We start from the raw sequence: 22482 nt of genomic DNA, 5'->3' as shown, positions 1-22482 counted from the left end.
TGTTCGCCGTACTCCGTCCTGGGGCCCACTGTGGTGTTGCGGCGCCGCTGGGCGCGCGTCCGGTCAGAAGTGGCGGACCATTTCTCGCCCTGCGGTGCGCATGAAGGACGTGAGGTGCTCCGTCTGGAGGCCCTGGCCGAAGAGGTAGGGAATGGACCAGAAGTCGAACATGTAACCCGGCATGATCAGCGAGTTGTCGATGTTGCGGTACATGGTCTCGACGGCCGCGCACGCCTGCTCCGCGTCCATGGTGTCGTGACGCCAGTGATAACCGGTCCCCTTGAGCCCGTACTGGTCGGCCTGCTGATGGATCGGGACTGCCGAGTAGTGGTAGTACATCTCGGCCCGGTAGAACGTCGGACTGGTTTCCGCGATGAAGTCCATCGTGTTCTTGATGGATTCCTGCGTCTCGCCGGGAAAACCGACGATCAATGAGGCGAAGCTGAGTATGCCGCGCTCATTCAGCTTGCCGATGCCGCGACGGTACTTCTCGGAGCTGGCCGACTTGTTCATGTTCTTGAGTATGCGGTCGTCACCGGACTCGATTCCCAGGAATACCCCCTTGCAGCCGCTCTCGGCCATCAAATCGAAGGCTTCGTCGTCGGAGTTGGCGCACCGGAAGAAGGAGAACCAGTTGAAATCAAACTCGTTTTCGATCATCATTCGGCACAGCTTCTTGAAGCGAGGGAAGGGAACGTTGAACGTGTCGTCGATAAACACGACGTTCTCCACACCCGCCTCCTTGAAGGTGCGCAACTGGTGCTCCACGTGCTCGATCGAGTTGAGGCTCAGTGGCCCGCCCAGCTGCGGGTACTGGCAGAAGGCGCAGGAATACGCACAACTCCGGGCCGTGCGCATCTGCACGGTGGGGGCGTAGAAGTCGGGCGCGAACAGTGACCAGTCGACGATGCTGTCGGCGATCGGATTGTCCTCGATGGAGCGTCCGGTGCGCTCGAAGGTGGAGGCGTCACGGCTGAAGACGAGGTTCGGAACGAGAGCGACATCCGCCCAGCGCCGGTTGCGCAGGGCGCGCAGCAGGTGAGTGAGAGTACCTTCGCCCTGTGAGTCGCAGATGTAGATATCGGCGCCGATGGTCCGGAAGATGAAGTCCTGCGCCTTGGCGTCGTAATTGTTGTACACGTTCAGAATGTGCGGGCCGCCGACAATGATCCGCGTACTCGGATTGTGCTTGCGCACGAACGCGACGATCTCGGTCAATGCGTCGTTGTCGACGTAGAACGTGCTGGTGATGGCGACCGCCAGCGGGTTCTGCGCGAGGAGTTCCACCAGTCGGTCCTGCTCCCAGGTGAAGAAGTTGACCTCCTCCGCGATCAGGCCGGCCCGGTGAAGGGCCGTTTTGAGGTGGCCGATCGCCAGGCTGGGGAGCTTGCAGACGTGAAGGTCGGACTTACGTCCTGTGGCGTCCGTCATCAGTCGGTTGAGCATGTCGAAATAGGTCATTCGGCGGCCGTCGAGCACCGTCGAATTGGTCTTGAGGACGCGGTACGCGATGGAGTCCTCACCCATCGCCCGCAGGCCCGCCTCGTACTGGTCGAAGTCGAGTTCGTGGGGGCCGATGAGAACGCAGTCCAGATCGCCGCGCTTGCCTGTGAGGCTCATGAATCGCACTCCCTGTGTGCTGCGAGGAACATCCGGGATCAGCCGCTGTGGGTGTCGAGATGGGTGGCCAGCCCCGCGAGGCCGGCTTCGAGCTCGCTGGTCGGAGCACCGAATCCGAGGCGGACGAAGCCTTCGTGCTCGAAGCAGCTTCCGGGCACGAGGAGCACGCGGTGCTCCCGCGCGAGACCGCGGCAGAACTCCGCGGTGTCCGAAACCTCATGCAGTCGTACGAACGTGCACACGCCACCCTCGGGCGGAACCCAGCCCACCTGCCCGGGCCGGTCACCGACCCATTGAGCCAGCAGGTCCCGGTTCTTCCGGGCCGATTCGCGGCGGCGGCCGATGAAAGCGTCTCCCGCGCTGATCACACGCTCGGCGACCAGTTCCACCATCGGAGACAGATGCAGGGACACGTAGTCACGTACGCGGGCGCAGCGCTCCAGTACCTCGGGAGAGGCGAGGCACCAGCCGACGCGCAGTCCGGGCAGACCGTAGACCTTGGAAAGCGTGCCGTAGCTGATCGTGCGCTCGTACCAGGTACCCGGATCGGGCAAGGGCGGGCGCTCGTAGGTGATCTCACCGAAGGCGGCGTCCCACACGAGATACGCGTTTCGCTCAGCGACCACGGCGACCAGGTCACGCTGCTCCTGCGGAGTCAGCGAGAGGCCCGTCGGATTGTGCGGGAAGTTGACGACCACCATGCGGGTGCGGGGCGTCATCATGTCGCGCAGGGAGTCCAGGTCCGGGCGGAAGCCGGCCCCGAACTCCAGCGACCAGCGTTTCACATCACAGCCGAGAGCCTCGCCGATGCCGTACAGCTGCTGGTAGGCGGGATCGAGCGCGATGATCTCGTCACCCGGCGAGAGCAGGGCGTTCATGGTGAGGAAGATCGCTTCGCTGGAGCCGTGCGTCACCATGACCCGCTCCACGGCTCCACCGGCGTACCGGTCGGCGACGGCCCGGCGCACCCCAGGGCCACCGAGAGTCCAGCTGTCCTCGAACAGCACACCGTCGATCTCTTCGGTCGAGAGACCGGTGAGCTGCCGGACCTCGGACATGGTGTAGGGGTGGACTCCGCTGCTCCCGATGTCGAGGTCCGTCTCGAAGTAGTAGTCGCGCATCCATTCTTCGAGGAGGGCTGCGTCGAGTCTCATGGGCGCTGGTCCTGTTCTGTGCTCGGGCTGTCGGTCGAGGACGGTGGTGCGGGGGTCACTCCAGTTCCTTCAGCAGCTCGGCCAACTCGTCCTCGTCGGTGAGCGCAGCCTGCGTTTCCACGACCAGCAGGGCCAGCTCGGCGACCGTGGGTGACTCGAACACGCGACGCACGGGAAGCTCGATTCCGTAGACGTCCTGCACCCGTGCGATGAGCCGGGTGGCGAGCAGCGAGTGCATCCCCAGCTCGAAGAAGTCGTCGTGGACACCGATCCGGTCAACGTCCAGCACGTCCTGGCACAGCTCCACCAACTGCTCCTCCACCGGCGTGCCGGGGGCCGTGTAGGCGGTCTCCCACAGCTCTTCGAGTTCGTCGTCGGGGGCGGGCAGCGCCGCGTGATCGACCGTGCCGTCGGAGCCGACAGGCAGTGCCGCGAGGACCATCACGGACGTCGGAACCAGGTGTGGTGCCAGCAGGCCCTGGAGATGGGCGCGCAGTTCCTCGCCCGTGGCCGCGGGCGCGTCCGGGTCCATATCGCGGTCCGGGCCGGCGAGCACCACATGGGCGACGAGCTGGGGTTCCTGGAGTCCGTTGTCGTAGGCGTGAACCACGGCCTGGCGGACCGCCGGATGGGAGACCAGGGTTTCCTCGACGTCCAGCGGGTCGACGAGGAAGCCCCGGACCGTCACACGTCGCGGCGGTGCGGACACCGCGTCGCCCGCGATCTTCGACAGAGCGGTCTCGGGATTGCCGACAGCGGCCCTCAGTACCTCCTGGTAGTCCGAGAGCATGCGCTGGATCGACGCGGGTTCGAACAGGTCCGTGTTGTATTCCAGCAGGACCGTGATCTCACTGCTGGAGGGCGCTCCGCGCTCGGTGCGCTGCTCGGCGTGCGGGATGAGCACCATGTTCAGGTCGAACTTCGCCGACCGGTTGTGCGCATCGATCACCTCGAACTCCAGACCCGGAACCCTGAGCGAAGGCATGGGGGTGTCCAGGAAGCTGAACATCGCTTGGAAGAGCGGGCTGAAACTGGCGCTCCGCTCCGGGTGCAGCACTTCGACCAGCTTCTCGAACGGCATGTCCTGGTACGCGTACGCCTCCAGGCAGGTCTCGCGTACCTGCTCGAAGAGGGTCAGGAACGCGGGATCACCGGACATGTCCGAACGGAGCAGCACGGTGTTGATGAACATCCCGAGCAGGTTCTCCGCCTCAGGGCGGCTGCGGTTGGCGATGCCTGCCCCGACCACGATGTCGTCCTGTCCGCTGTAGCGCTGAAGCAGCACCGTGAACGCGGCGAACATCGTCATGAAGAGGGAACCGCCGTTGGAGCGTCCGAACTCCCGCAGGGCATCGGCCAGACCCGCGTCGATGTGCAGGACCTCTTGGTCCCCGTCCGAACCCAGCCGCGAGGGGCGGGGACGGTCCGTGGGGAGTGCCAGCAGCGCCGGCGAACCCGCCATCCGGTCCTTCCAGTAGTCCTGGAGCAGGCGCAGACGTTCCCCGCTGACGGCACGGCGCTGCCACGCCGCGTAGTCCGCGTACTGCACTGTGAGTTCCGGCAGTTGCGGCGCACGGCCCGCGGCCGTGGCCGCGTACAGTTCGAGGAAGTCCCGCAGAAAGACGCCCTGGGCCCAGCCGTCGTGGATCAGATGGTGCTCCACGACGACGAGTATGTGATCCTCGGCGCCCAGCCGAAGCAGAGACAGCCGCATCACGGGCCCCACGGCCAGGTCGAAGGGCTGTTGCCCGGCGCGCAGGATCTCCTCGTGCACGCGCTCTTCGCGGTCCTGGTGGGGCAGGTGGGACAGATCGATCACGTCGATGGGGAAACCCCTGGCAGCGTGCACCTGCTGCACAGGGCGCCCGTCCACCGAAGGGAAGACGGTCCGCAGGATCTCGTGGCGCTTTTCCAGCGCGTCGAAGACCTGTGTGAGCACGGCATGGTCGAAGGAACCCCGGATGCGCAGGGCGCGCGGGACGTTGTAGTTGGTGGACTCCGGCTCCAACTGCTGAAGGAACCAGATCCGCTCCTGCGGGAAGGTGAGAGGCAGATCGCCGCCGCGGTCTACGACGTGGAGCGGCTCGTCGGGAACACCCGCACCCATGGGCGACGGCCCCGCGCTGTCGGCGAGCGCGGCGGCCAGGTCCCGCAGGACCGGCCGCTCGAAGGCTGCACGCAGCGGGACGGACCGGCCCGTCGCCTCACGGACCCGGGCGAGGACCTTGGTCGCCAGCAATGAGTGTCCACCGAGTGCGAAGAAGTCGTCCGTGGCGCCGACGCCGGGGACATCGAGCACTTCCTGCCACAGGGCGGCAAGGAGCTTCTCCTCCGCGGTGACGGGCGCGACATGCACGGGGGAGGCGCGCACCGCCGACGCCGCCGGGGAGGGCAGCGCGCCCAGGTCGACCTTGCGGCTGGGAGTGAGCGGCCACGAGTCCAGGACGACGAAGGCCGCAGGCACCATGTACGCGGGCAGCAGCCGCGAGAGATGCGCACGGAGCGCGAATTCGTCGGTCTCCGCGTCCGGAACGGGAACCACGTAGGCGGCCAGCGCACGGCCCGTAGCGGTGGCGTACGCGGTGACCAGGGCGTCCTGTACTTCAGGACGTGCCCGCAGGGCGGTCTCGATCTCGTCGGGCTCGATACGGAAGCCGCGCAGCTTCAGCTGCCGGTCGAGCCTGCCGAGGAACTCCAGGGCGCCGTCCGAACGGCGCCTCACCAGGTCCCCGGTGCGGTACATACGGGTGCCGGGCGGGCCGAACGGGTCGGGGACGAAAAGGGAGTGGGTCAGTTCCTCCCGGTTGAGATACCCGGTGGCCAGGCCGGCCCCGCTGAGGTGGAGCTCACCGGGCACGCCGACGGGCACCAACTGACCGTGCTTGTCGAGGACATGCGCCCGGGTGTTGGCGATCGGCATGCCGATGGGCGCTCCGGCCAAGGCAGCGGAGCCCGACAGCTCCGCCGTGGTCGCCACGACGGTGGCCTCCGTGGGGCCGTAGGTGTTGACCAGCCGCGAACGGTCGCCGGAGTGCTTTCGCCAGGCAGTGACCTGCTCCGGGCGGACGCGTTCACCGCCGATCACCGTAAGACGAACCGACGTCGGGAAGGGCGAATCGCCCCGGACGAGCCCGTCGACGAGTTCGTGCCAGTAAGCGGTCGGCAGGTCCAGTACGGTGATACCCCAGTCGCGGACCTGCGCGAAGAAGGCGGCGGGCGAGCCGAGCATGTCGTCGTCGCGCAGCACCACGGTCGCGCCCGCAGCGAGTGCGGGGTAGATCTCCTCCACGCTGGCGTCGAAGCTGACGGTCGCGAACTGGAGCACCCGGTCGTCCGGGCCGATTCCGTAGTGATCGACTGCGAATCGGGTGAAGTTGGTGAGCGCCGAGTGCGGGACGGTGACGCCCTTGGGCTTTCCGGTCGAGCCGGAGGTGTAGATCACGTAGGCGGTGTCCGACGGCTTGCCGACGCGGTCCTCTTCGTCCGGTGCGGCGGCCGGCTGGTGGGCCTCGTCGACGCGTACCGCGGTGACATGAGCCGGCAGCTTCGCGGCGGTTCCTGCGTCACTCATGACTAGGGAGACGGCGGAGTCCTCGAAGACGGACGCGATGCGCTCAGCCGGATACAGAGGGTCCACGGGTACGTACGCGGCCCCCGTCTTGAGGACGGCGAGCAGCGCGGCCACCAGGGCGGGGGATCGCTCGCAACACACGCCGACCAGCGTTCCCGGGCCGGCGCCCAGGGTCCGGAGCGTCCGGGCCAGACCGTTCGCCCGGTGGTCGAGCTCCTGATAGGTGATCTGCTCGCCGTGTCCGACGACGGCGTCGGCGTGCGGTGTCGTGCGGGCCTGCCGCTCGAAGAGCTGGTGGACGCGCAGGGCGGACTCCCCGTCACAGCCGGAGCCGTTCCAGCTGCCGAGGAGCTCGGCGCGCTCGGGCGGGGTGAGCAGGGACAATTGCGAGACGGGGCGCTCGGGGTCGGCTGTGACGTCTTCGAGCAGCTCCATCAGGTGTCCGGCGAACCGGTGCGCGTCCTGAGGGGCGAGCACATCGGTGCGGTAGCGCAACGATGCGCTGTAGGCGTCCTCGACCTCGGAGACGGTGAGTTCCAGGTCGAGCGCGCTCTCGCTCGGGCTGAGCGGGACGGACTCGGCCTCCAGGCCGGCGAACCGGAGGCGTGCCCCGGGGGCGCCGACGGCCAGGAGGGTCACGTCGCCGTCCCCCTGCCGGTGGGAGCGGTTGAGGACGAACATGACGCGGAACAGCGCATTCCCCACGTCAGGAGCACTGTGCTTCCGGGCCATCAGGCGGGCAGGAAATTCCTGGTGCTCCAGTGCGCCCACGACCTGGCCCCGGACCTGCGGCAGGAGGTCGCGGAACGTGGTGTCGCCGTCGAGGCGCGTACGGATGGGCACGGGGTTCATGCAGTATCCGACGACGTGCTCGAACTCGGGCCGCCCCCGTGACGCCGTGGGCGTGCCCACGATGATGTCGTTCTGTCCGGTCCAGCGGTGCAGAACGGTCTGGAACGCGGTGAGCAGGAGGACGAACGGGGTCACTGCCTCGGCTCGGGCGCATGCCTTGATGCGGTCTGTGAGTGCGGGGCTCAGCGTCAGCGTGTGTACCCCACCGCGCACCGGCTGTTCCGCGTCCGATGCGTCAGCAGGGCCGGGCAGCCGCAGTTCGGGCAGTTCCCCGGACAACCGGTCCTCCCAGTACGCGCGCAGAACCTCGGCCTGTGGACCGCTCAGCACGTCCCGCTCCCGTGCGAGAACGGCTTCGAAGCCGGCCTCGACGTGGGGGAGTGCCGCACGCGCTGCGTCGCCGCCGACGGCGTACAACGCCTCCAGCTCACGGACGAGCGTCGTCATGGACCAGAAGTCCGTGACGATGTGGTGCACGGACAACAGGACGACCGCTTCCTCGGCCGACCGCCGGAACACGTCGAAGCGCAGGAGCGGTCCCGAGCTCAGGTCGAACGGACGGTACGCGGTGTCCGACAGGCGTGCCGACAACTCCTCCTCGCGCAAGCCGTGGGCATCATGCACGGTGAACTGCGGCCTGGCGTCGGGGCTGAGCAGCTGAACGGGTTCACCGTCCCGCTCCGGGAAGACCGTACTGAGCATGGGGTGGCGGTCGGCGAGTACCCCGACGGAGCGGCGCAGCGCCTCGACGTCAAGGGAGCCGCGCAAGCGGATCGGCAGGGCGATGATGTGAGCCGAGCCGGCCGGCGTCAGCTGTTGCAGTACCCACAAGGAACGCTGCCCGTGCGAGAGGGGAAGCTCGACGGGTGAGGCGTGCTGGTCCCGGTCTGTGGGGACGACGGCTGTGCTTTGCGCGGTCTCCACTTCCCGTACCACGTCGAGCAGGCTCGCGCCGCCGAGCACGGAGGCGAGGGACAGGTCCACGCCGAACTCACCACTGACGGCCTGTTGGAGCGAAACCGCCGCCAACGAGTCGAGCCCCAGGGCGAGCAGCGGCCGATCGGCCCGGATCTCCGACTCGGGAAGCCGGCAGGCTTCGGCGAGCAGTGAACGCAGACGAGCCTCGGTCACCTGGCCCTGGAGCGTGCCGCCCTCGCGCGGCTGCGCTCCCTCGACAGGGGCGAGGACCGTACGAGACTCGGTGTACTGGCTGCGGCACAGGTGACGCTGCACCTTGCCACTGGAAGTCTTGGGGAGGTGGCCGGCGGGAAGCAGTACGACGTCGTGGACGTGTACACCGTGTTCGGCGGCGACGGCCTGGCGGACGGCTGAAAGGATCTCTTCGTGTCCGGTGTCCTGGGCGTCGCGGATGAGCTCGTGAAAGATGACGAGGCGCTCTTCACCCTCCAGGTCGACGGCGAACGCGGCGCCGCAGCCCGGGCGAAGGGCGGGATGGCTGTCCTCCGCCGTGGCCTCGATGTCCTGCGGGTAGTGGTTCCGGCCCCGGACGACGATCAGGTCCTTGATGCGTCCGGTGATGACGAGTTCACCGTTGTCCGCGACGAACCCCAGGTCGCCGGTACGCAGGAAGGGTCCCTCGCCGGTTCCGGCAAGCCGTGCGGCGAAGGTGGAGGCCGACTCCGCGGGGCGCTCCCAGTACCCCTGAGCGACGCTGGGGCCGGCCAGCCAGATCTCTCCCTCGGCGAGGGGCGCGCACGGGGTCAGAGTGGCGCGGTCCACGACGACCAGCCGTTGACCGGGGGCTCCTGTGCCGCTGCCGACCAGTTCGGCCTCGGCAGTTCGTCCGTTCGGGTGGTGAACGGGCGCGCCGGTGCCTGCGCCCGACACGATGAGGGTTGCCTCGGCCAGGCCGTAGCAGGGGTGGAAGGCGTCCCTGAGGAACCCGGCGGGGGCGAACGCCTCCGCGAACCGGTCGAGTGTTCCGGGGCGGATCGGCTCCGCGCCGTTGAACGCCACCCGCCACGTGCTGAGGTCCAGTTGCGCGCGCTGCTCAGCGGTCGTCTTGCGTACGCACAGGTCGTACGCGAAGTTGGGTCCGCCACTTGTGGTCGCCCCGGTGCGGGAAATCTCGCGCAGCCAGCGCACCGGCTCCTTGAGGAAGTCCATGGGAGACATGAGCGTCACGGGGAAGCCGCCGAAGACGGGCTGGATGATTCCGCCGATGAGCCCCATGTCGTGGTATGGGGGAAGCCAGATCACTCCGCGGCTCTGTGACGAGTGGCCGAAGTAGTCGTGTATGAGCTGGGAATTGTGCAGCAGGTTGCCGTGGGCCAGCAGTACGCCACGCGGCGATCCGGTGGACCCCGAGGTGTACTGCAGCAGCGCGATGTCACCGGGACGGATCTCCGGCTCCCGCCAGTCCTCCGCGGTGTCGGTCAGATCGGCATCGGTCACGAGCCAGGGCATCCGTGCGCACTCGGGCGCGCCGGCGAACAGGGAGTCCGACATCCCGTGCACGAGGGAGTCGGTGAGCACGACAGCGGGGCGGGCGTCGCGGACTATGGCACTCAACCGGGGCAGAGCGCGGTCCAGTTTGAGGGGATTGGGTGGATAGGCGGGCACCGCGACGGCGTTGGCGTAGAGGCAGCCGAAGAACGCGGTGACGTAGTCGAGCCCCGGCGGATAGAGCAGGAGAACCCGCTCGCCCGGGACGACTTCACGCTGCAACCGGGCGGCTATGGCGCGTGCACGGGCATCCAGCTCGGCGTAGGTGAGCGAGCGGGTCTCGTCGCCGGTGAACTCCACTGCCAGGGAGTCCGGTTGCTGAGCAGCGCGCCGGCTGAGCATCTCAACCAGATTGCCGACTACGGGCGTTGCCGCACTTGGGTCGATTACGGCGGCGGATGGACGGGCCGACTCCGGCCGTGACTGAACCATGAGACTCTTTCGGAATAGGCAGCGCTGGAGAACCCGAAGTGCACGACCGCGGTGCGCCGGGCCGTGCTCGCTCGGCTGGACAGGCAAAGGCGCATGGGTAACGCACGGACAGGCCGCATGAAGAACATGAAGGCCGACGGGCGCGATGACCCCGCACTCGATGGTGTTGCTCAGTAGCGGTCTTCCGCCCGGGCTCTGTCGGACAGCAGCACGATATGCACACGACCTGAAGTTGTGCCAGATGCAAATCGAAAAGCGTGGATGCTTTGTCCCGGAATGGACGATGAAATCGTATTTCATAGAGTTCGCTCGGTGCAGTCAGATCTTCCCGAGCGGCACATGCCGTGCTTAGATGACGACTGCCCGACCCTCTGTCGCGGAGTATTGAAATTGCATTCCCGCTACGCGGTCGGCGCCTGCCGCCGGCAGGCGTCCCGTTGGGGAGTGGGCAGTTTCGGCAGTCCGAATGACCTCCCCGGAGCAGGCGCCTCGAAGGAATGCAATTGCCGTATCTAAGAGAGTTCCAGCCACACAGCTGCGGCCCTCGCCAGCAACTTTCCGTCTGCGCGGTAGAGAGCGGTCGTTGTATGCATCGAGTGTTCCCGCCGGGAATCCAGGCGACCCATCACCACGATCTCCTCCCCTGTGCGAGGGGGTTCGTGGATCGTTGCGGTCATCCGTCCCAGCACCATGGGCAGACGCGTGAGGTCGGCGACCCATCCACCCGGGCAGTCCAGAGCGGCCCAGGTCATCTCGGTCCGAACCAGGTCCGACGAGCCCTCAAGGTGAAGGGGGCCGGGACGCCAGACGCATGCGGTGTGCCCCGGCTCGTCCGGCATCGTGCCGGGCGAAAGTGCGAATCCGCCGAGCCCTTCGGAGGTGGTCCCGCAGACGAAGCATGTGGGGAACGGGTGCCCGTTCCTCCCGTAGTAATTTCGCTCGGCGGCAGCGGCAACGGCCGGCGACACGCCAGGAGGCGGCGAGATTCGCATGTTCGTGGGTATGGCCGATGCAACAAGGTCCGAACCACTCCAGAGATGAATTCGACGTGCAGTCGACTCGATCTGCAAGGCGGTGTCGAGTGGGGGTGGGGCATGCAGTGTAACCATGATGTCTGGAGTGCGGAGCGCCTTTTGGGCGTAACGAGCCAGGAGCCCGCAGGCGTACCCGCCGTTGGCGCTTTCCGGTGGCCCGTTGAACTGGCGGTGGATGGTCAGTGGATCATTCAATTTTGATTCCTTTGGGTGGTCGGGTGAGGGTGGGGCCTTCGGCCGAAGGTGAATGTGGAAATACGCGATCGAAAGGTGCTTTGTGGTGGGAACAGAGATAGAAAGTGGCGGCATTTCTGTTGCCGACCCGAAGATGGATATATCGAACCCATTCGATCTGTCAATGGCGCGACTTGCCGCGCTGGCCGCACTCCTTCACCGCCGTGACGGCGCATCGGAGGTGCGGGTGCGAGCAGTAATGCCGGGGTTTCCGGACGACACCCCGGTGGTGACGGTTTCTGTGGAGGTCGACGGGGAACTCACGTTCGCCGAACTCGTGCGGAGACTGGGAGGTCTGGTGGCGTCGGCCCCTCCGCAGGCGTACCCGGAGGAGGAGACCGGACCCATCGCCGAACTACGCGGCGGACCGGACTGGCATCATGATCGAGATGTCCGCGTACAGGTTCAGGTCGCCCTCGCGGCGGGACTGGCGGATCCGGAACTCCGAGTCGGCGAAATGCCGTTCCTCGCACCGGAAGAAGAAGCGCGGCTCCGGAGCTGGGGTGGGACCGGCCGCCAATCGCTTCCGTCCCGTCGCGTCGAGGAGCTCGTGTTCGCCCAGGCCGCCGCCACGCCCGATGCGCCTGCTCTGACGGGTATAGGGACTCGCTATACCTACCGGGAACTCGTCATCGCGTCCGAGGACGTGGCTACACGTCTGAAGGCCCGCGGGGTCGGCCCCGATGAAGTCGTCGGCGTCCTCATGGAGCGCTCCGCCGGCCTTGTCGTCGTTCTCCTCGGAATCCTGCGCGCGGGTGCCGCCTACTTCGCCGTGAACGCGGACGAAGATCCCTCTCACGCGGCGAAGTTGCTCGACGCCGCCGGCGTACGGCTGCTGGCCGTGGACGAGACGACGGCGCGGACATCTCCCACTGGTTTCGAACTCTGGAACACGGCCGACGACTTGGCCGCAGATCATTCCGGTCACGGAATGCCCACATGCGTGCCGGGCACGGAGGCGGAATCGGAGGAAGGGGCAGACCGACTCGCCTACGTCGCCTTCACCTCGGGCTCCACGGGGGAGCCGCGCCCCGTGGCGGTTCCGCACAGAGCGGTCTCCCGCTTGGTGCGAGCCCCGGACTGGATCGAGCTTCGCGCCTCCGACGTCGTCCTGCAGCACTCCCCGGTCGCCTTCGACGCCTCCACCTTCGAGATCTGGGCGCCGCTCACCCGAGGTGCACGCCTGGCCATTGCCCCGGCCGGTCGGCTGGATCTGGCCGATCTCGCCGACTTCCTGCAGCAGGAAGGCGTAACCGTAGCCTGGTTCACCGCCGGGCTCTTTCACGGACTGGTGGCCGACCACCTTCACTCCCTCGGTGGGCTGCGCCACCTCCTCGCAGGCGGGGACGTGGTCATGCCGGGCGCGGTCCAGGATCTGCTGCGCGCGCATCCCGGCACGTTGTTCACCAACGGCTACGGGCCGACGGAGAACACGACGTTCACCGCATGCTGGACATCCCGGACGCCGCCGCGGGACACCGTGCCCATCGGGCGCCCGATCGACGGCACTCGCGTGCTTGTGCTCGATTCCGCGATGCGGTTCGTACCGGTCGGTGTGCGCGGCGAGCTCTATGCGGCGGGAGACGGGCTGTCGGACGGCTACCTGGGCCATCCACGAGCCACGGCCGAGCGCTTCGTCAACGTTCCGTTCGGCGACGAGGGCATCGTGCGCCTCTACCGGACGGGCGACGTGGCCCGCTGGCGGTCCGACGGCGACCTGGAGTTCCTCGGCCGGGTCGACGCCCAGGTGAAGGTCCAGGGTTTCCGCGTCGAACCCGGGGCGGTGGAGGCGGCGTTGATGCGCCACCCCGAGGTGAGCCAGGCCGCAGTGGTGGCACAGCGTCTGAAGAGCGGCGACACGCAGCTGGTCGCGTACGTGGTTCCCGTGAACGACGAGCCGGCCTCGGACCTCGGCACGCGGCTGCGCCAGTCACTGCTGGGCGGGCTGCCCTCCGCTTCGGTGCCGCGTGCCGTGCTGTTGCGACGGGACCTTCCTCTCAGCAGGAACGGCAAGGTGGACCGGGGCGCACTGCCCGCCGCCACCTGCGTACCGCGCAACGTCTGGAACGAGTATGTACCGCCTGCCACCGAATTGGAGTCTCAACTGGCCGAGCTGTGGGGCGCTGTGCTCGGCGTCGAACCGATCGGCGTCGAGGACGACTTCTTCGACCTCGGCGGGCACTCCTTGCTGGCCTCGCGGCTCATCGTCGCGGTCCAGGAACGGTTTGATGCCGAGCTGTCGGCGCGTGTGCTCTACACCCAGCCGACGGTGCGCGAGTTGTGCGAAAACCTGCGCGCGCAGAAGGGGATTGCTCAGGGTTCCACCTCCTGAGCCGGCCCCCGCACATTGGATCCCGTCCTAGGAGATGACACGTCATGACTTCGCAGGCACCCGCCGGAGGCTGCCCTGTCCTGTCCGGCACAGCCGACCTGGTGGACTCTCGTCTCTACAGCGAGGGGGACGCCCACGCCATCTGGCGCGAGCTGCGCCACAGCAACCCCGTCAGCTGGCACCCGGTGGGGACTTCCCAGGGCTTCTGGTCCATCACCAGGCACCGCGACGCCGAGTACGTCCTTCGTGATCACGTGACGTTCACTTCCGAGCGCGGCACCCTGGTCGATTTGCTGGGCGTGGACGACCCAGCGGGCGGCAACCAGATGGCGGTGACGGACCCGCCACGCCACACCACCATGCGTGAACCGCTTCAGCGCGCCCTGAGCCTGAAGAAGGTGGAGGCGCACAGCGAGGTGATTCGCTCACAGATCCGGACACTGCTGACACCGCTTGAGGAGGACGGCGAGTTCGACTTCGCCGCGGCGATGATCGCCATGCCGATGGCGGTCACCGGAGTGCTCATGGGCCTGCCGGAAGCGGACTGGGATTGGCTCACTCGGCTCACCACCACCTGCATAGCGCCCGAGGACCCCGAGTACCAGCACCCGCGAGGTCGGGAATACACGCTGCAGCTGGCACACCGCCAGTTGTTCGCGTACTTCCAGGACATGGTGAGGGACCGCCTCCGAGATCTGGGTGACGACCTCATCAGCGTGCTTCTGCGTACGGAGCTCGAAGGCCGGACCATGTCCCAGGACGAGGCGGTCTCGAACTGCTACAGCATGCTTCTGGGCGCGAACGTCACCACGCCGCATTCGCCCAACTTCGCGCTGAGCGAGCTGATCGGCACGCCCGCCCTGGATGACTGGATCGCACATCCGGAACTGATCAACAACGGGGTGGAGGAGGCCCTGCGGTGGGCTTCACCGGTGAATCACTTCCTGCGGTACGCAACGCGCGACGTGACGGTGGGCGATGTACGGGTACGCGAAGGCCAGGCACTCGTGGTGTGGCTCGGCTCGGCCAACCGCGACGAGGACGTATTCGATTCACCATTCGACTTCGATATCCGCCGCCGCTCCAACCGGCACCTCGCCTTCGGGGCCGGCCCCCACTACTGCGTCGGTCACACCGTGGCCCGGGTGACCCTGCGGCTGCTGTTCGAGGAACTGTTCACCAGATTCACCGATTTCGCTCCCACCGGCCCGGTGGAGCGGTTGCGCTCCAACTTCGTTGCGGGCATCAAGCATCAGCGGATCAGTGCACGCCGCAAGTAGGCACACGAGCCTCGGCGGTGCGCCGTACATCCCCAGGACTGTGAGGAGACGTCCCATGCCCAGGCCCCGAAACCGCCCAGAGCGCTGGCTGGGCCGGCAGCCGTCGGCCCATGCGCGAGCACGGCTGTTCTGCATCCCGTACTCCGGCTGCGGCGCCAGTATGTACCGCGACTGGCCGGTGGACGTCGAGGGGCTCGAAATATGCCCGGTCCAGCTGCCCGGCAGGGAGAATCGCATGCGGGAGCCGGGGTTCACCAGCTACGAGGAACTGGCGGACGGGCTCATCGACGCGTTGTTGCCCTACTTCGACAGACCCTTCGGCTTCTTCGGGCATTGCAGCTCCGCCTTGGCCGCCCATGTGGCCACCGAGCGCCTCGCCCGAGCCGGGTATCCTGCGCCCACTAGGCTGTTCGTGTCCTCGCAGGTGGCGCCGCACGAGGGCCCGTTCGGCCGGTTTCTGGAACTGGGGGAGACGGAACTGCGCCAAGAGATCATCAAGTTGATGGACGGCCTCGGGGCTGAGCCGATTTCTGGTCTCGTGGATCTGACCCTTGAAATCCTTCAGGGGGACATCGCCGTCAACCGTTCGCACCGCATCGACGCGCCCACTGTTCTGCCGTGCCCGGTCACCGCCATCGGCTGGGACAGGGACGAGGAAGTGCCGCACGCGAAGATGGCGGGCTGGTCGGCATACGGGCCGGCTACCACCTTCGAGGTGCTGGAAGGCGAACACTACGACTTCGTCAAAGCGCCTGAACCTCTGCTGCGGGTCTTCCTGCGCGATCTTGCGCTGGACGTTTGATACCCCCCCCGGTCGACGTGACCGAATCGGAAAGGCAATCGCACCATGCCCCCTCACCTCTCGCTCGATGCCACCACCGCTCGCCGCCTCGCGGTGACGTGTCAGCACCTGGCAGGGCCCATGGAGACGCCGGACCTCGAGGGAATGCGGCGGGTGCTGCGCAGCCTGCGCTGCCTTCAGCTCGACCCCATCAACGCGGTTGCGCCCAGCCACCAACTCGTCCTGTGGAGCCGACTGGGCGCCTACGAGCGCTCGGATCTGGAAGCTCTGTTGTGGCGTGAGCGCTGGCTCTTCGAGTACTGGGCCCATGCTGCTTCGATCGTGCTCACGGACGACTTCGCGATCCACCGGGCCACCATGCGGCAGTATCCGCGCGCAATGTCCAACTACGGTCGGCGAGTGGCAGCTTGGATGGAGGCAAACGAAGGGCTGCGCAGCCACATCATGGAGCGGCTGAAGACGTCCGGGGCGACCAGGGGAGACGGATTCGAGGACGTGGCGGTCCAGCCGTGGGCCTCCAGTGGCTGGACCGCCGGACGGAACGTGGAGCGCATGCTGGACATTCTGTGGCTGCAGGGCCATGTGACCGTGGCCGGCCGTGCCGGAAGGGCCCGAGTATGGGATTTGACGGAGCGTTGCCTGCCTGAGGCGGTTGCGGCTGAAGAGGCGAAGGACGAGGAAGTCGTCCGTACGGCAGCCGAGTGCGCGCTGAAGGCTCTGGGCGTGGCACGCGCAGCGGACATCTCCCGGCACTTCACACGGGATCGCTATCCGGGACTGGAAGCCGCCTTGAGCGAACTGGAGCACAGCGGTGCGGTGTTGCGGGTGGAACCGTCGGGCTTCGGACGTTCCGGTGAACGCTGGTATGTGCATCGGGACCGGCTGGCGGTGCTGGAAGGCGTCATGGGGAAGGACTGGCTTCCCCGTACGGTGATGCTCTCGCCGTTCGACAACCTCATCTGTGATCGGCAACGCACCTCCCTGCTGTGGGATTTCGACTTCCGCAACGAGATGTATGTGCCCAAGGCGAAGCGACAGTACGGTTACTACCTGATGCCGATTCTGCACGGCGAGCGTCTCATCGGCCGCGTAGCGCCTCGTATGGACCGCCGTCGCAAGGTCCTGAAACTGGAGGGCGTCTTTGCCGAGCCGGATGCGCCTGGCGGCGCCGCGGTGGAAGAGGGCATCGGGCAGGCGCTCAAGGACTTGGCGAAGTTCGCCGGGGCGGAGTCCGTCGACATCGAGGGACCGGTGCCGATGGGGTGGCGCAAGGCTGTGGCGCAGCTTTGACCCAGCGGGTCGCACATCGGTCCCACCCCGGGTGATGCGCCCCGGCGGGCCCGGCACATGAGTGCCGGCCCGCCGGCGGGCGCCGTCACGCGTACGGGTAGAACCCCGACCCCGACTTCCGGCCCAGGCGGCCCGCGTCGACCATGCGCTGGAGGAGCGGGGGAGCGGCGTACAGGGGCTCCTTGTACTCGGCGTACATGGAGTCGGCGACCGAGGCGACCGTGTCCAGGCCGATGAGGTCCGCGAGCTTGAGCGGGCCCATCGGGTGGGCGCAGCCCATCTCCATGCCGTTGTCGATGTCCTCGCGGCTGGCGATGCCCGACTCGAACATCCGGATCGCCGAGAGGAGGTAGGGGATCAGCAGCGCGTTGACGACGAAGCCGGAGCGGTCCTGGGCGCGGATCGGGTGCTTGCCCAGTATGTCCTGGACCACGGCCTCCGAGCGCAGAATCGTCTCGTCGGACGTGGTCAGCGCGGGGATCAGCTCCACGAGCCGCTGCACCGGCGCCGGGTTGAAGAAGTGGATGCCGATGACCTGGTCCGGGCGGGAGGTCGCGACGGCGAGCTTCACCAGCGGGATCGAGGAGGTGTTGGAGGCCAGGATCGCGTCCGGGCGGGTCACCACCTGGTCGAGCACCTGGAAGATCTCGGTCTTGACCTGCTCGTTCTCCACGACGGCCTCGATGACGAGGTCGCGGTCGGCGAACTCGCCGAGGTCCGTGGTGAAGCTGAGCCGGGCCAGGGTCTCGTCGCGCTCCTCCGCCGTGATCTTGCCGCGCTCGGCGGCCTTCGACAGGGAGTTGTGGAGCCGGGTCCGGCCGATCTCCAGCGCCTCGCCGGTCGTCTCGGCCACCTTGACGTCGAGGCCGCTGCGCGCGCACACCTCCGCGATGCCCGCGCCCATCTGGCCGCAGCCCACCACTCCGACGCGTGCAATGTCGGCCATAGAGTCCGTCACCTCGTGCCTTTCGCTGTTCCCGTTCGGCGGCTTCCGTCTGGTTCCGGGCTCCACCACGACTCCCCGACGTTACTCCGCGCCTTACCAGGGATAGCAGGCCGGGGCGTGCATGCTCGGCTCTGGACACCCCCTGTGCCCGGATTGAGCGGATACGGCGGGGCTTCGACGTGTACGGAGAGAGAGCGGGTGCGACGCGATGCGAGGGATGGCCCGGAGAGGGTTCGTGACGGGGGCGGCCGGGGCGGTCGCCGGGGCGGTGGGGGCGGCGGCGGTGGCCGGTGACGCGGTCGCCGGGCCCGGGCGGGCGCCGGCCCTGCCCGGGCCGGCCGCCGGACGCGATGTGGTGCGGCGCGAGCTGCGCGGGGTGTGGGTGGCGACCGTCGCCAACACGGACTGGCCGTCGCGGCCGGGCCTGTCGGCCGCCGCGCAGCGGGACGAGCTGACCGCCCTCCTCGACCGGGCCGTGGAGCGGAAGCTGAACGCGGTGATCCTCCAGGTCCGCCCGACCGCCGACGCGCTGTGGCCCTCTGCGTACGAGCCGTGGGCCGAGTGCCTGACCGGCACGCAGGGCAAGGACCCCGGCTGGGACCCGCTGGGCACCGCCGTCCGGGAGGCGCACGCCCGTGGCCTGGAGCTGCACGCCTGGTTCAACCCGTACCGGGTCGCCAACCACACCGACCCGTCCCGCCTGACCGCCGCCCACCCGGCGCGCCGCAATCCCGGCTGGGTGCTTCCGTACGGCGGAAAGCTCTACTACAACCCGGGCCTGCCCGAGGTCCGCGCCTTCGTGCAGGACGCGATGCTCGACGCGGTCCGCCGCTACGACGTCGACGCCGTGCACTGGGACGACTACTTCTACCCGTACCCGGTGGCCGGCCAGGGCTTCGCGGACGGCGCTGCCTACGAGAAGTACGGCGCCGGATTCCCGGATCGGGCGGCCTGGCGCCGCGACAACACGGACCGGCTGGTGCGCGAGATGTCCGAGCGCGTCAAGGCGCTGAAGCCCGGCGTCCGCTTCGGCGTCAGCCCCTTCGGCGTCTGGCGCAACGCGGACACGGACCCGGCGGGCTCGCGGACGAGGGCGGGGGTGCAGACGTACGACGATCTGTACGCGGACACGCGCGGCTGGATCAAGAAGGGCTGGCTGGACTACGTGGTCCCGCAGCTGTACTGGCACATCGGCGACGCCGCCGCCGACTACGCGGAACTCGTGCCGTGGTGGTCGGACACGGTACGCGGGACGGGCGTCGACCTGTTCATCGGCGAGGCCCTGTACAAGTGCGGCGACCCGGCCCAGCCGGCCGCCTGGCAGGACCCGGCGGAGCTGTCCCGCCACATCGACCTCGCGGCCCGGCACGACCAGGTCCGCGGCCACGCGTACTTCTCGGCGAAGAGCGTGGCGGCGGACCGCATCGGCGCGATGGACCGCGTGGTCGCCGACCACTACCGGTCGCGCGCCCGGCCGCCGCGTTAGCGCTTACGTGATGTCCGCGTCCCGGCCCGCCGTGCAGCCCGTGTGCTGGACGACGGTGTCGGGGCCCGGTGCGAGCAGATGTTCGTGTCCGTCGTCGAAGCGGACGCGGTACGGGGGAGTGCCCCGGTTCCCGAGCACTTCCACGATCTCCGCGACCCGGTCGTGCTGCCCCACGGTCCTGCCGTGCGTCAGCAGTCGGTCGCCCTTGTGTGCCTCCATCGGGAGTGACCTCCTCGGGGGTGGCGTGCGGTGCCGTGCTGCTGACCAGTCTAGGGGGTGTCTTGTCGATCAGGGCCGGATCAGGCCGCGGCGTCTGGTGCGGTGCCTCGCAAGGCGCCGGAGCGTCTCGGCTGGGGTCTCCCCTGCTCGAACGGAGTTGGGAGCTTGGGGAAGGAGCTATTGGGGCGGTTCGGCAACGCCGCGAGGTGCCGTGCCAGGCGTCGCGGACCCGGCCGTGATCGGCAAGACACCCCCTAGGACCGCGTGCGCGACGCGCGCTGGGTGAGCGCGATGCAGACCAGGACCGCGACGGCCGCCGCCGGGGCCGCCGCCGCGACCTCCTCGCCCAGCAGGAAGAACGACCAGAACAGCGTCAGCAGCGGCTGGGCGAGCTGGAGCTGGCTGGCCCGGGCGACCCCGATCTCGGCCATGCCCCGGTACCAGACGTACAGGCCCAGGAACGTGGAGCCGGCCGCCACCCAGACCAGCCCGACGACCCCGTGCACGCCGAGCCGCACCGGCTCGTACGCCAGCGCGACGGCGGCGCCCGCGAGGTTGAGCGGCAGCGTGAGGATCAGCGCCCAGCCGGTCACCTGCCAGCCCGGCATCACCTTCGCCAGCCTGCCGCCCTCCGTGTATCCGGCCGCGCACACCAGCAGCGCCCCGAACAGGAAGAGGTCCCCGGCCGACACCGCCCCGCCGCTCTGCGTCACGGTGAAGGCGATCACCACGGCCGCCCCGGCCACCGCCGCCGCCCAGAAGGCGCGGGGCGGGCGCGTCCCGGTCCGCAGCGAGGAGAGGACCGCCGTGGTCAACGGGAGCAGCCCCACGACCACCGCGGCGTGCGAGGTCGTGGACGTCCGCAGCGCCAGCGTCGTCAGCAGCGGGAAGCCGACCACCACCCCGCCGGCCACGACGGCGAGTCCCGCCCAGTGCTCCCTGGCCGGCACCCGGACCCGGGCCGCGAGCAGGAATCCCCCGGACAGCACCGCCGCGAGCAGGCTGCGCAGCGCGACCAGGGACCAGGGGCCGAAGCTCTCCAGGCCCCAGGCGGTGGAGGGGAAGGTCAGCGAGAACGTCACCACACCCAGCAGCGCGAGCAGCGTGCCCCGGCGGGCCGGGACGGAAGCCGGAGCGGACGGGCGGGGGCGGTCCTCGGCGGGGGCGACCGCTATCGCGTTCTGCGCAGTAGCGCTACTCTCTGCTCTCATGCATGAGCGTAGCAGTGTGGCGGACCTGGTCACAGCCCTGCGGTCCGAGCTGGACCGCTACTCCCCGGGTGAGAAGCTGCCGTCCAGCCGGGCCCTGGTCGAACGCTTCCGGGCCGGCCCCGTCACCGTCTCGCGGGCCGTCGCCCAGCTCGCCGCGGAAGGGCTCGTGGTGACCCGCCCCGGTTCCGGTGCCTACCGGGCGCAGCCGTCCGCCCGTCCGGCGCCCCCGGCCGGTGACACCTCCTGGCAGGAGGTCTCGCTCAGCGGCGACGGCTCCCCGGAGGCGGTGCCCCGCAGCGTCGACGCGTCCGGCCTCCTGGTCAGCCTCGTCCCCCCGCCCACCGGGGTCATCGAGCTCAACGGCGGCTATCTGCACGCCTCGCTCCAGCCCGAACGGGCCCTGGCCGCCGCCCTGGCCCGGGCCGGCCGCCGCCCGGGCGCGTGGAGCCGCCCGCCGGTCGACGGGCTCACCGAACTGCGCGCCTGGTTCGCCCGGGACATCGGGCCCTCGCTCGGCGCCGCCGACGTGCTGATCACCGCGGGCGGGCAGAGCGCCCTGGCCACCGCGCTGCGGGCGCTCGCCCCGCCGGGTGCGCCGGTGCTCGTCGAGTCGCCCACGTACCCCGGCATGCTGGCGGCGGCCCGCGCGGCCGGGCTGCGGCCGGTCCCGGTCCCGGTGGACTCCGAGGGCGTCCGGCCCGACCTGCTCGCCGCCGCCTTCCGGGCGACCGGCGCCCGCGTCTTCGTCTGCCAGCCGCTCTTCCAGAATCCGACGGGCACGGTGCTCTCCGAGGCCCGGCGCCCCGAGGTCGTCCGCATCGCCCGGGAGGCCGGGGCCTTCGTCGTCGAGGACGACTTCGCCCGCCTCCTGGCGCACGACGACGCGGGCCCGCTGCCGGTGCCGCTCGCCGCCGACGACCCCGACGGCGTCGTCGTCCACAGCCGCTCGCTCACCAAGGCCGCCTCACCCAGCCTGCGGGTGGGTGCGCTGGCCGCCCGGGGCCCGGCCCTGGAGCGGCTGCGCGCCATCCAGATCGTGGACAGCTTCTTCGTCCCCCGGCCGCTCCAGGAGGCCGCTCTCGAACTGGTCGGCTCGCCCGCCTGGGCCCGCCACCTGCGCGCCGTCTCCGCCGAACTCGGCGCCCGCCGTACGGCGATGACGGCGGCGCTGCGGACCGCCCTGCCGGGCCTCGGGCTGCCCCGGGTCCCGTCCGGCGGCGGCTACCTCTGGCTGACCCTGCCCGGCTCCGAGGCGGGCACGGACGAGTCCGCGATGGTCCAGTCCGCCCTGCGCGCGGGGGTGGCCGTCGCCCCGGGGCGCCCGTACTTCCCGGCCGAACCCCCGGCCCCGCACATCCGCCTGAGCTTCGCCTCGGTCGCCGGGCCGCCGGAGATCACGGAGGGCGTACGACGGCTGCGCAGCGCCTGGGAGGGCACCCCGGCCGCCGGGCCACCCGGCCCCTGACCCACTCGGGCGCAGGACCCTTCGTCCGGATCGTGCCGGGCTCGCGGGCTGATCAGAACGAAGGGCCCCAGGTGTGCACGAACGCCCT

At 68.9% G+C, this 22482-nt stretch carries 12 protein-coding genes; 6 read left to right on the top strand and 6 right to left on the bottom strand.

Features of this window, described 5'->3' with window-relative positions; all coding sequences use genetic code 11:
- Positions 1-63: 63 nt before the first annotated feature.
- From ACFZAT_RS13725 to ACFZAT_RS13715, 3 genes are read right to left on the bottom strand one after another with little or no spacing between them, the layout of a single operon-like run.
- A complete protein-coding gene (locus ACFZAT_RS13725) occupies positions 64-1620 on the bottom strand; it encodes a PhpK family radical SAM P-methyltransferase (RefSeq protein ID WP_391263913.1) in 1557 nt (518 codons plus the stop codon).
- 38 nt (positions 1621-1658) lie between these two features.
- Positions 1659-2774 (bottom strand): capreomycidine synthase, encoded by a 1116-nt coding sequence (vioD, locus tag ACFZAT_RS13720; protein ID WP_391263911.1) that lies wholly within the window; start codon positions 2772-2774, stop codon positions 1659-1661.
- Positions 2775-2829: 55 nt separating this feature from the next.
- A complete protein-coding gene (locus ACFZAT_RS13715) occupies positions 2830-10005 on the bottom strand; it encodes an amino acid adenylation domain-containing protein (RefSeq protein ID WP_391263909.1) in 7176 nt (2391 codons plus the stop codon).
- 1404 nt (positions 10006-11409) lie between these two features.
- Between ACFZAT_RS13715 and ACFZAT_RS13710 the strand changes: the two genes are divergently transcribed.
- The 4 genes from ACFZAT_RS13710 (at position 11410) to ACFZAT_RS13695 (ending at position 17067) form a co-directional block, all read left to right on the top strand.
- On the top strand, positions 11410-13695 hold the full coding sequence (locus tag ACFZAT_RS13710; protein WP_391263908.1) for an amino acid adenylation domain-containing protein: 2286 nt from the start codon (positions 11410-11412) through the stop codon (positions 13693-13695).
- A 44-nt stretch (positions 13696-13739) separates the two neighbouring features.
- Positions 13740-14975: a cytochrome P450 gene (locus ACFZAT_RS13705; protein ID WP_391263906.1), complete on the top strand. Its 1236-nt coding sequence runs from the start codon at positions 13740-13742 to the stop codon at positions 14973-14975.
- Positions 14976-15030: 55 nt separating this feature from the next.
- Complete coding sequence (locus tag ACFZAT_RS13700) at positions 15031-15777, top strand: thioesterase domain-containing protein (protein ID WP_391263904.1); 747 nt, start codon at positions 15031-15033, stop codon at positions 15775-15777.
- A 120-nt stretch (positions 15778-15897) separates the two neighbouring features.
- Complete coding sequence (locus ACFZAT_RS13695) at positions 15898-17067, top strand: DNA glycosylase AlkZ-like family protein (RefSeq protein WP_391263903.1); 1170 nt, start codon at positions 15898-15900, stop codon at positions 17065-17067.
- An 85-nt stretch (positions 17068-17152) separates the two neighbouring features.
- Here the strand turns inward: ACFZAT_RS13695 and ACFZAT_RS13690 are convergent, their stop codons facing one another.
- A complete protein-coding gene (locus ACFZAT_RS13690) occupies positions 17153-18013 on the bottom strand; it encodes a 3-hydroxybutyryl-CoA dehydrogenase (protein ID WP_391263901.1) in 861 nt (286 codons plus the stop codon).
- A gap of 235 nt (positions 18014-18248) precedes the next feature.
- Between ACFZAT_RS13690 and ACFZAT_RS13685 the strand changes: the two genes are divergently transcribed.
- Positions 18249-19499: a family 10 glycosylhydrolase gene (locus ACFZAT_RS13685; RefSeq protein WP_391263899.1), complete on the top strand. Its 1251-nt coding sequence runs from the start codon at positions 18249-18251 to the stop codon at positions 19497-19499.
- 3 nt (positions 19500-19502) lie between these two features.
- On the opposite strand, the gene ACFZAT_RS13680 is transcribed toward ACFZAT_RS13685, so the two are convergent.
- Positions 19503-19718 carry a DUF1918 domain-containing protein gene (locus ACFZAT_RS13680; protein WP_391263897.1) on the bottom strand — a complete coding sequence of 72 codons (216 nt, stop codon included), beginning with the start codon at positions 19716-19718 and terminating at the stop codon, positions 19503-19505.
- Positions 19719-19972: 254 nt separating this feature from the next.
- Entirely contained in the window at positions 19973-20929 is a 957-nt protein-coding gene (locus tag ACFZAT_RS13675; RefSeq protein ID WP_391263895.1) for an EamA family transporter, read from the bottom strand.
- On the opposite strand from ACFZAT_RS13675, the gene ACFZAT_RS13670 reads away from it, so the two are divergent.
- Positions 20928-22394, top strand: coding sequence for an aminotransferase class I/II-fold pyridoxal phosphate-dependent enzyme (locus tag ACFZAT_RS13670; RefSeq protein ID WP_391263893.1), 1467 nt, complete (start codon positions 20928-20930; stop codon positions 22392-22394). The genes ACFZAT_RS13675 and ACFZAT_RS13670 overlap by 2 nt on opposite strands.
- The last annotated feature ends 88 nt before the right edge of the window (positions 22395-22482 follow it).

Origin of the sequence: Streptomyces sp. NPDC008163 (genome assembly GCF_042956885.1) — a bacterium.
Lineage (GTDB): Bacteria > Actinomycetota > Actinomycetes > Streptomycetales > Streptomycetaceae > Streptomyces > Streptomyces drozdowiczii_A.
Note: the sequence above shows the minus strand (reverse complement) of the source record. Positions and strands in the feature narration are given on the sequence as shown.

Excerpts from the sequence above, each read along its gene's own strand:
- ACFZAT_RS13725 (WP_391263913.1), bottom strand. The coding sequence starts at position 1,620 with ATGAGCCTCACAGGCAAGCGCGGCGATCTGGACTGCGTTCTCATCGGC.
- vioD (WP_391263911.1), bottom strand. The coding sequence starts at position 2,774 with ATGAGACTCGACGCAGCCCTCCTCGAAGAATGGATGCGCGACTACTAC.
- ACFZAT_RS13715 (WP_391263909.1), bottom strand. The coding sequence starts at position 10,005 with ATGCTCAGCCGGCGCGCTGCTCAGCAACCGGACTCCCTGGCAGTGGAG.
- ACFZAT_RS13705 (WP_391263906.1), top strand. The coding sequence starts at position 13,740 with ATGACTTCGCAGGCACCCGCCGGAGGCTGCCCTGTCCTGTCCGGCACA.
- ACFZAT_RS13700 (WP_391263904.1), top strand. The coding sequence starts at position 15,031 with ATGCCCAGGCCCCGAAACCGCCCAGAGCGCTGGCTGGGCCGGCAGCCG.
- ACFZAT_RS13695 (WP_391263903.1), top strand. The coding sequence starts at position 15,898 with ATGGAGACGCCGGACCTCGAGGGAATGCGGCGGGTGCTGCGCAGCCTG.
- ACFZAT_RS13690 (WP_391263901.1), bottom strand. The coding sequence starts at position 18,013 with ATGGCCGACATTGCACGCGTCGGAGTGGTGGGCTGCGGCCAGATGGGC.
- ACFZAT_RS13680 (WP_391263897.1), bottom strand. The coding sequence starts at position 19,718 with ATGGAGGCACACAAGGGCGACCGACTGCTGACGCACGGCAGGACCGTG.
- ACFZAT_RS13670 (WP_391263893.1), top strand. The coding sequence starts at position 20,928 with ATGCATGAGCGTAGCAGTGTGGCGGACCTGGTCACAGCCCTGCGGTCC.
- ACFZAT_RS13675 (WP_391263895.1), bottom strand. The coding sequence starts at position 20,929 with ATGAGAGCAGAGAGTAGCGCTACTGCGCAGAACGCGATAGCGGTCGCC.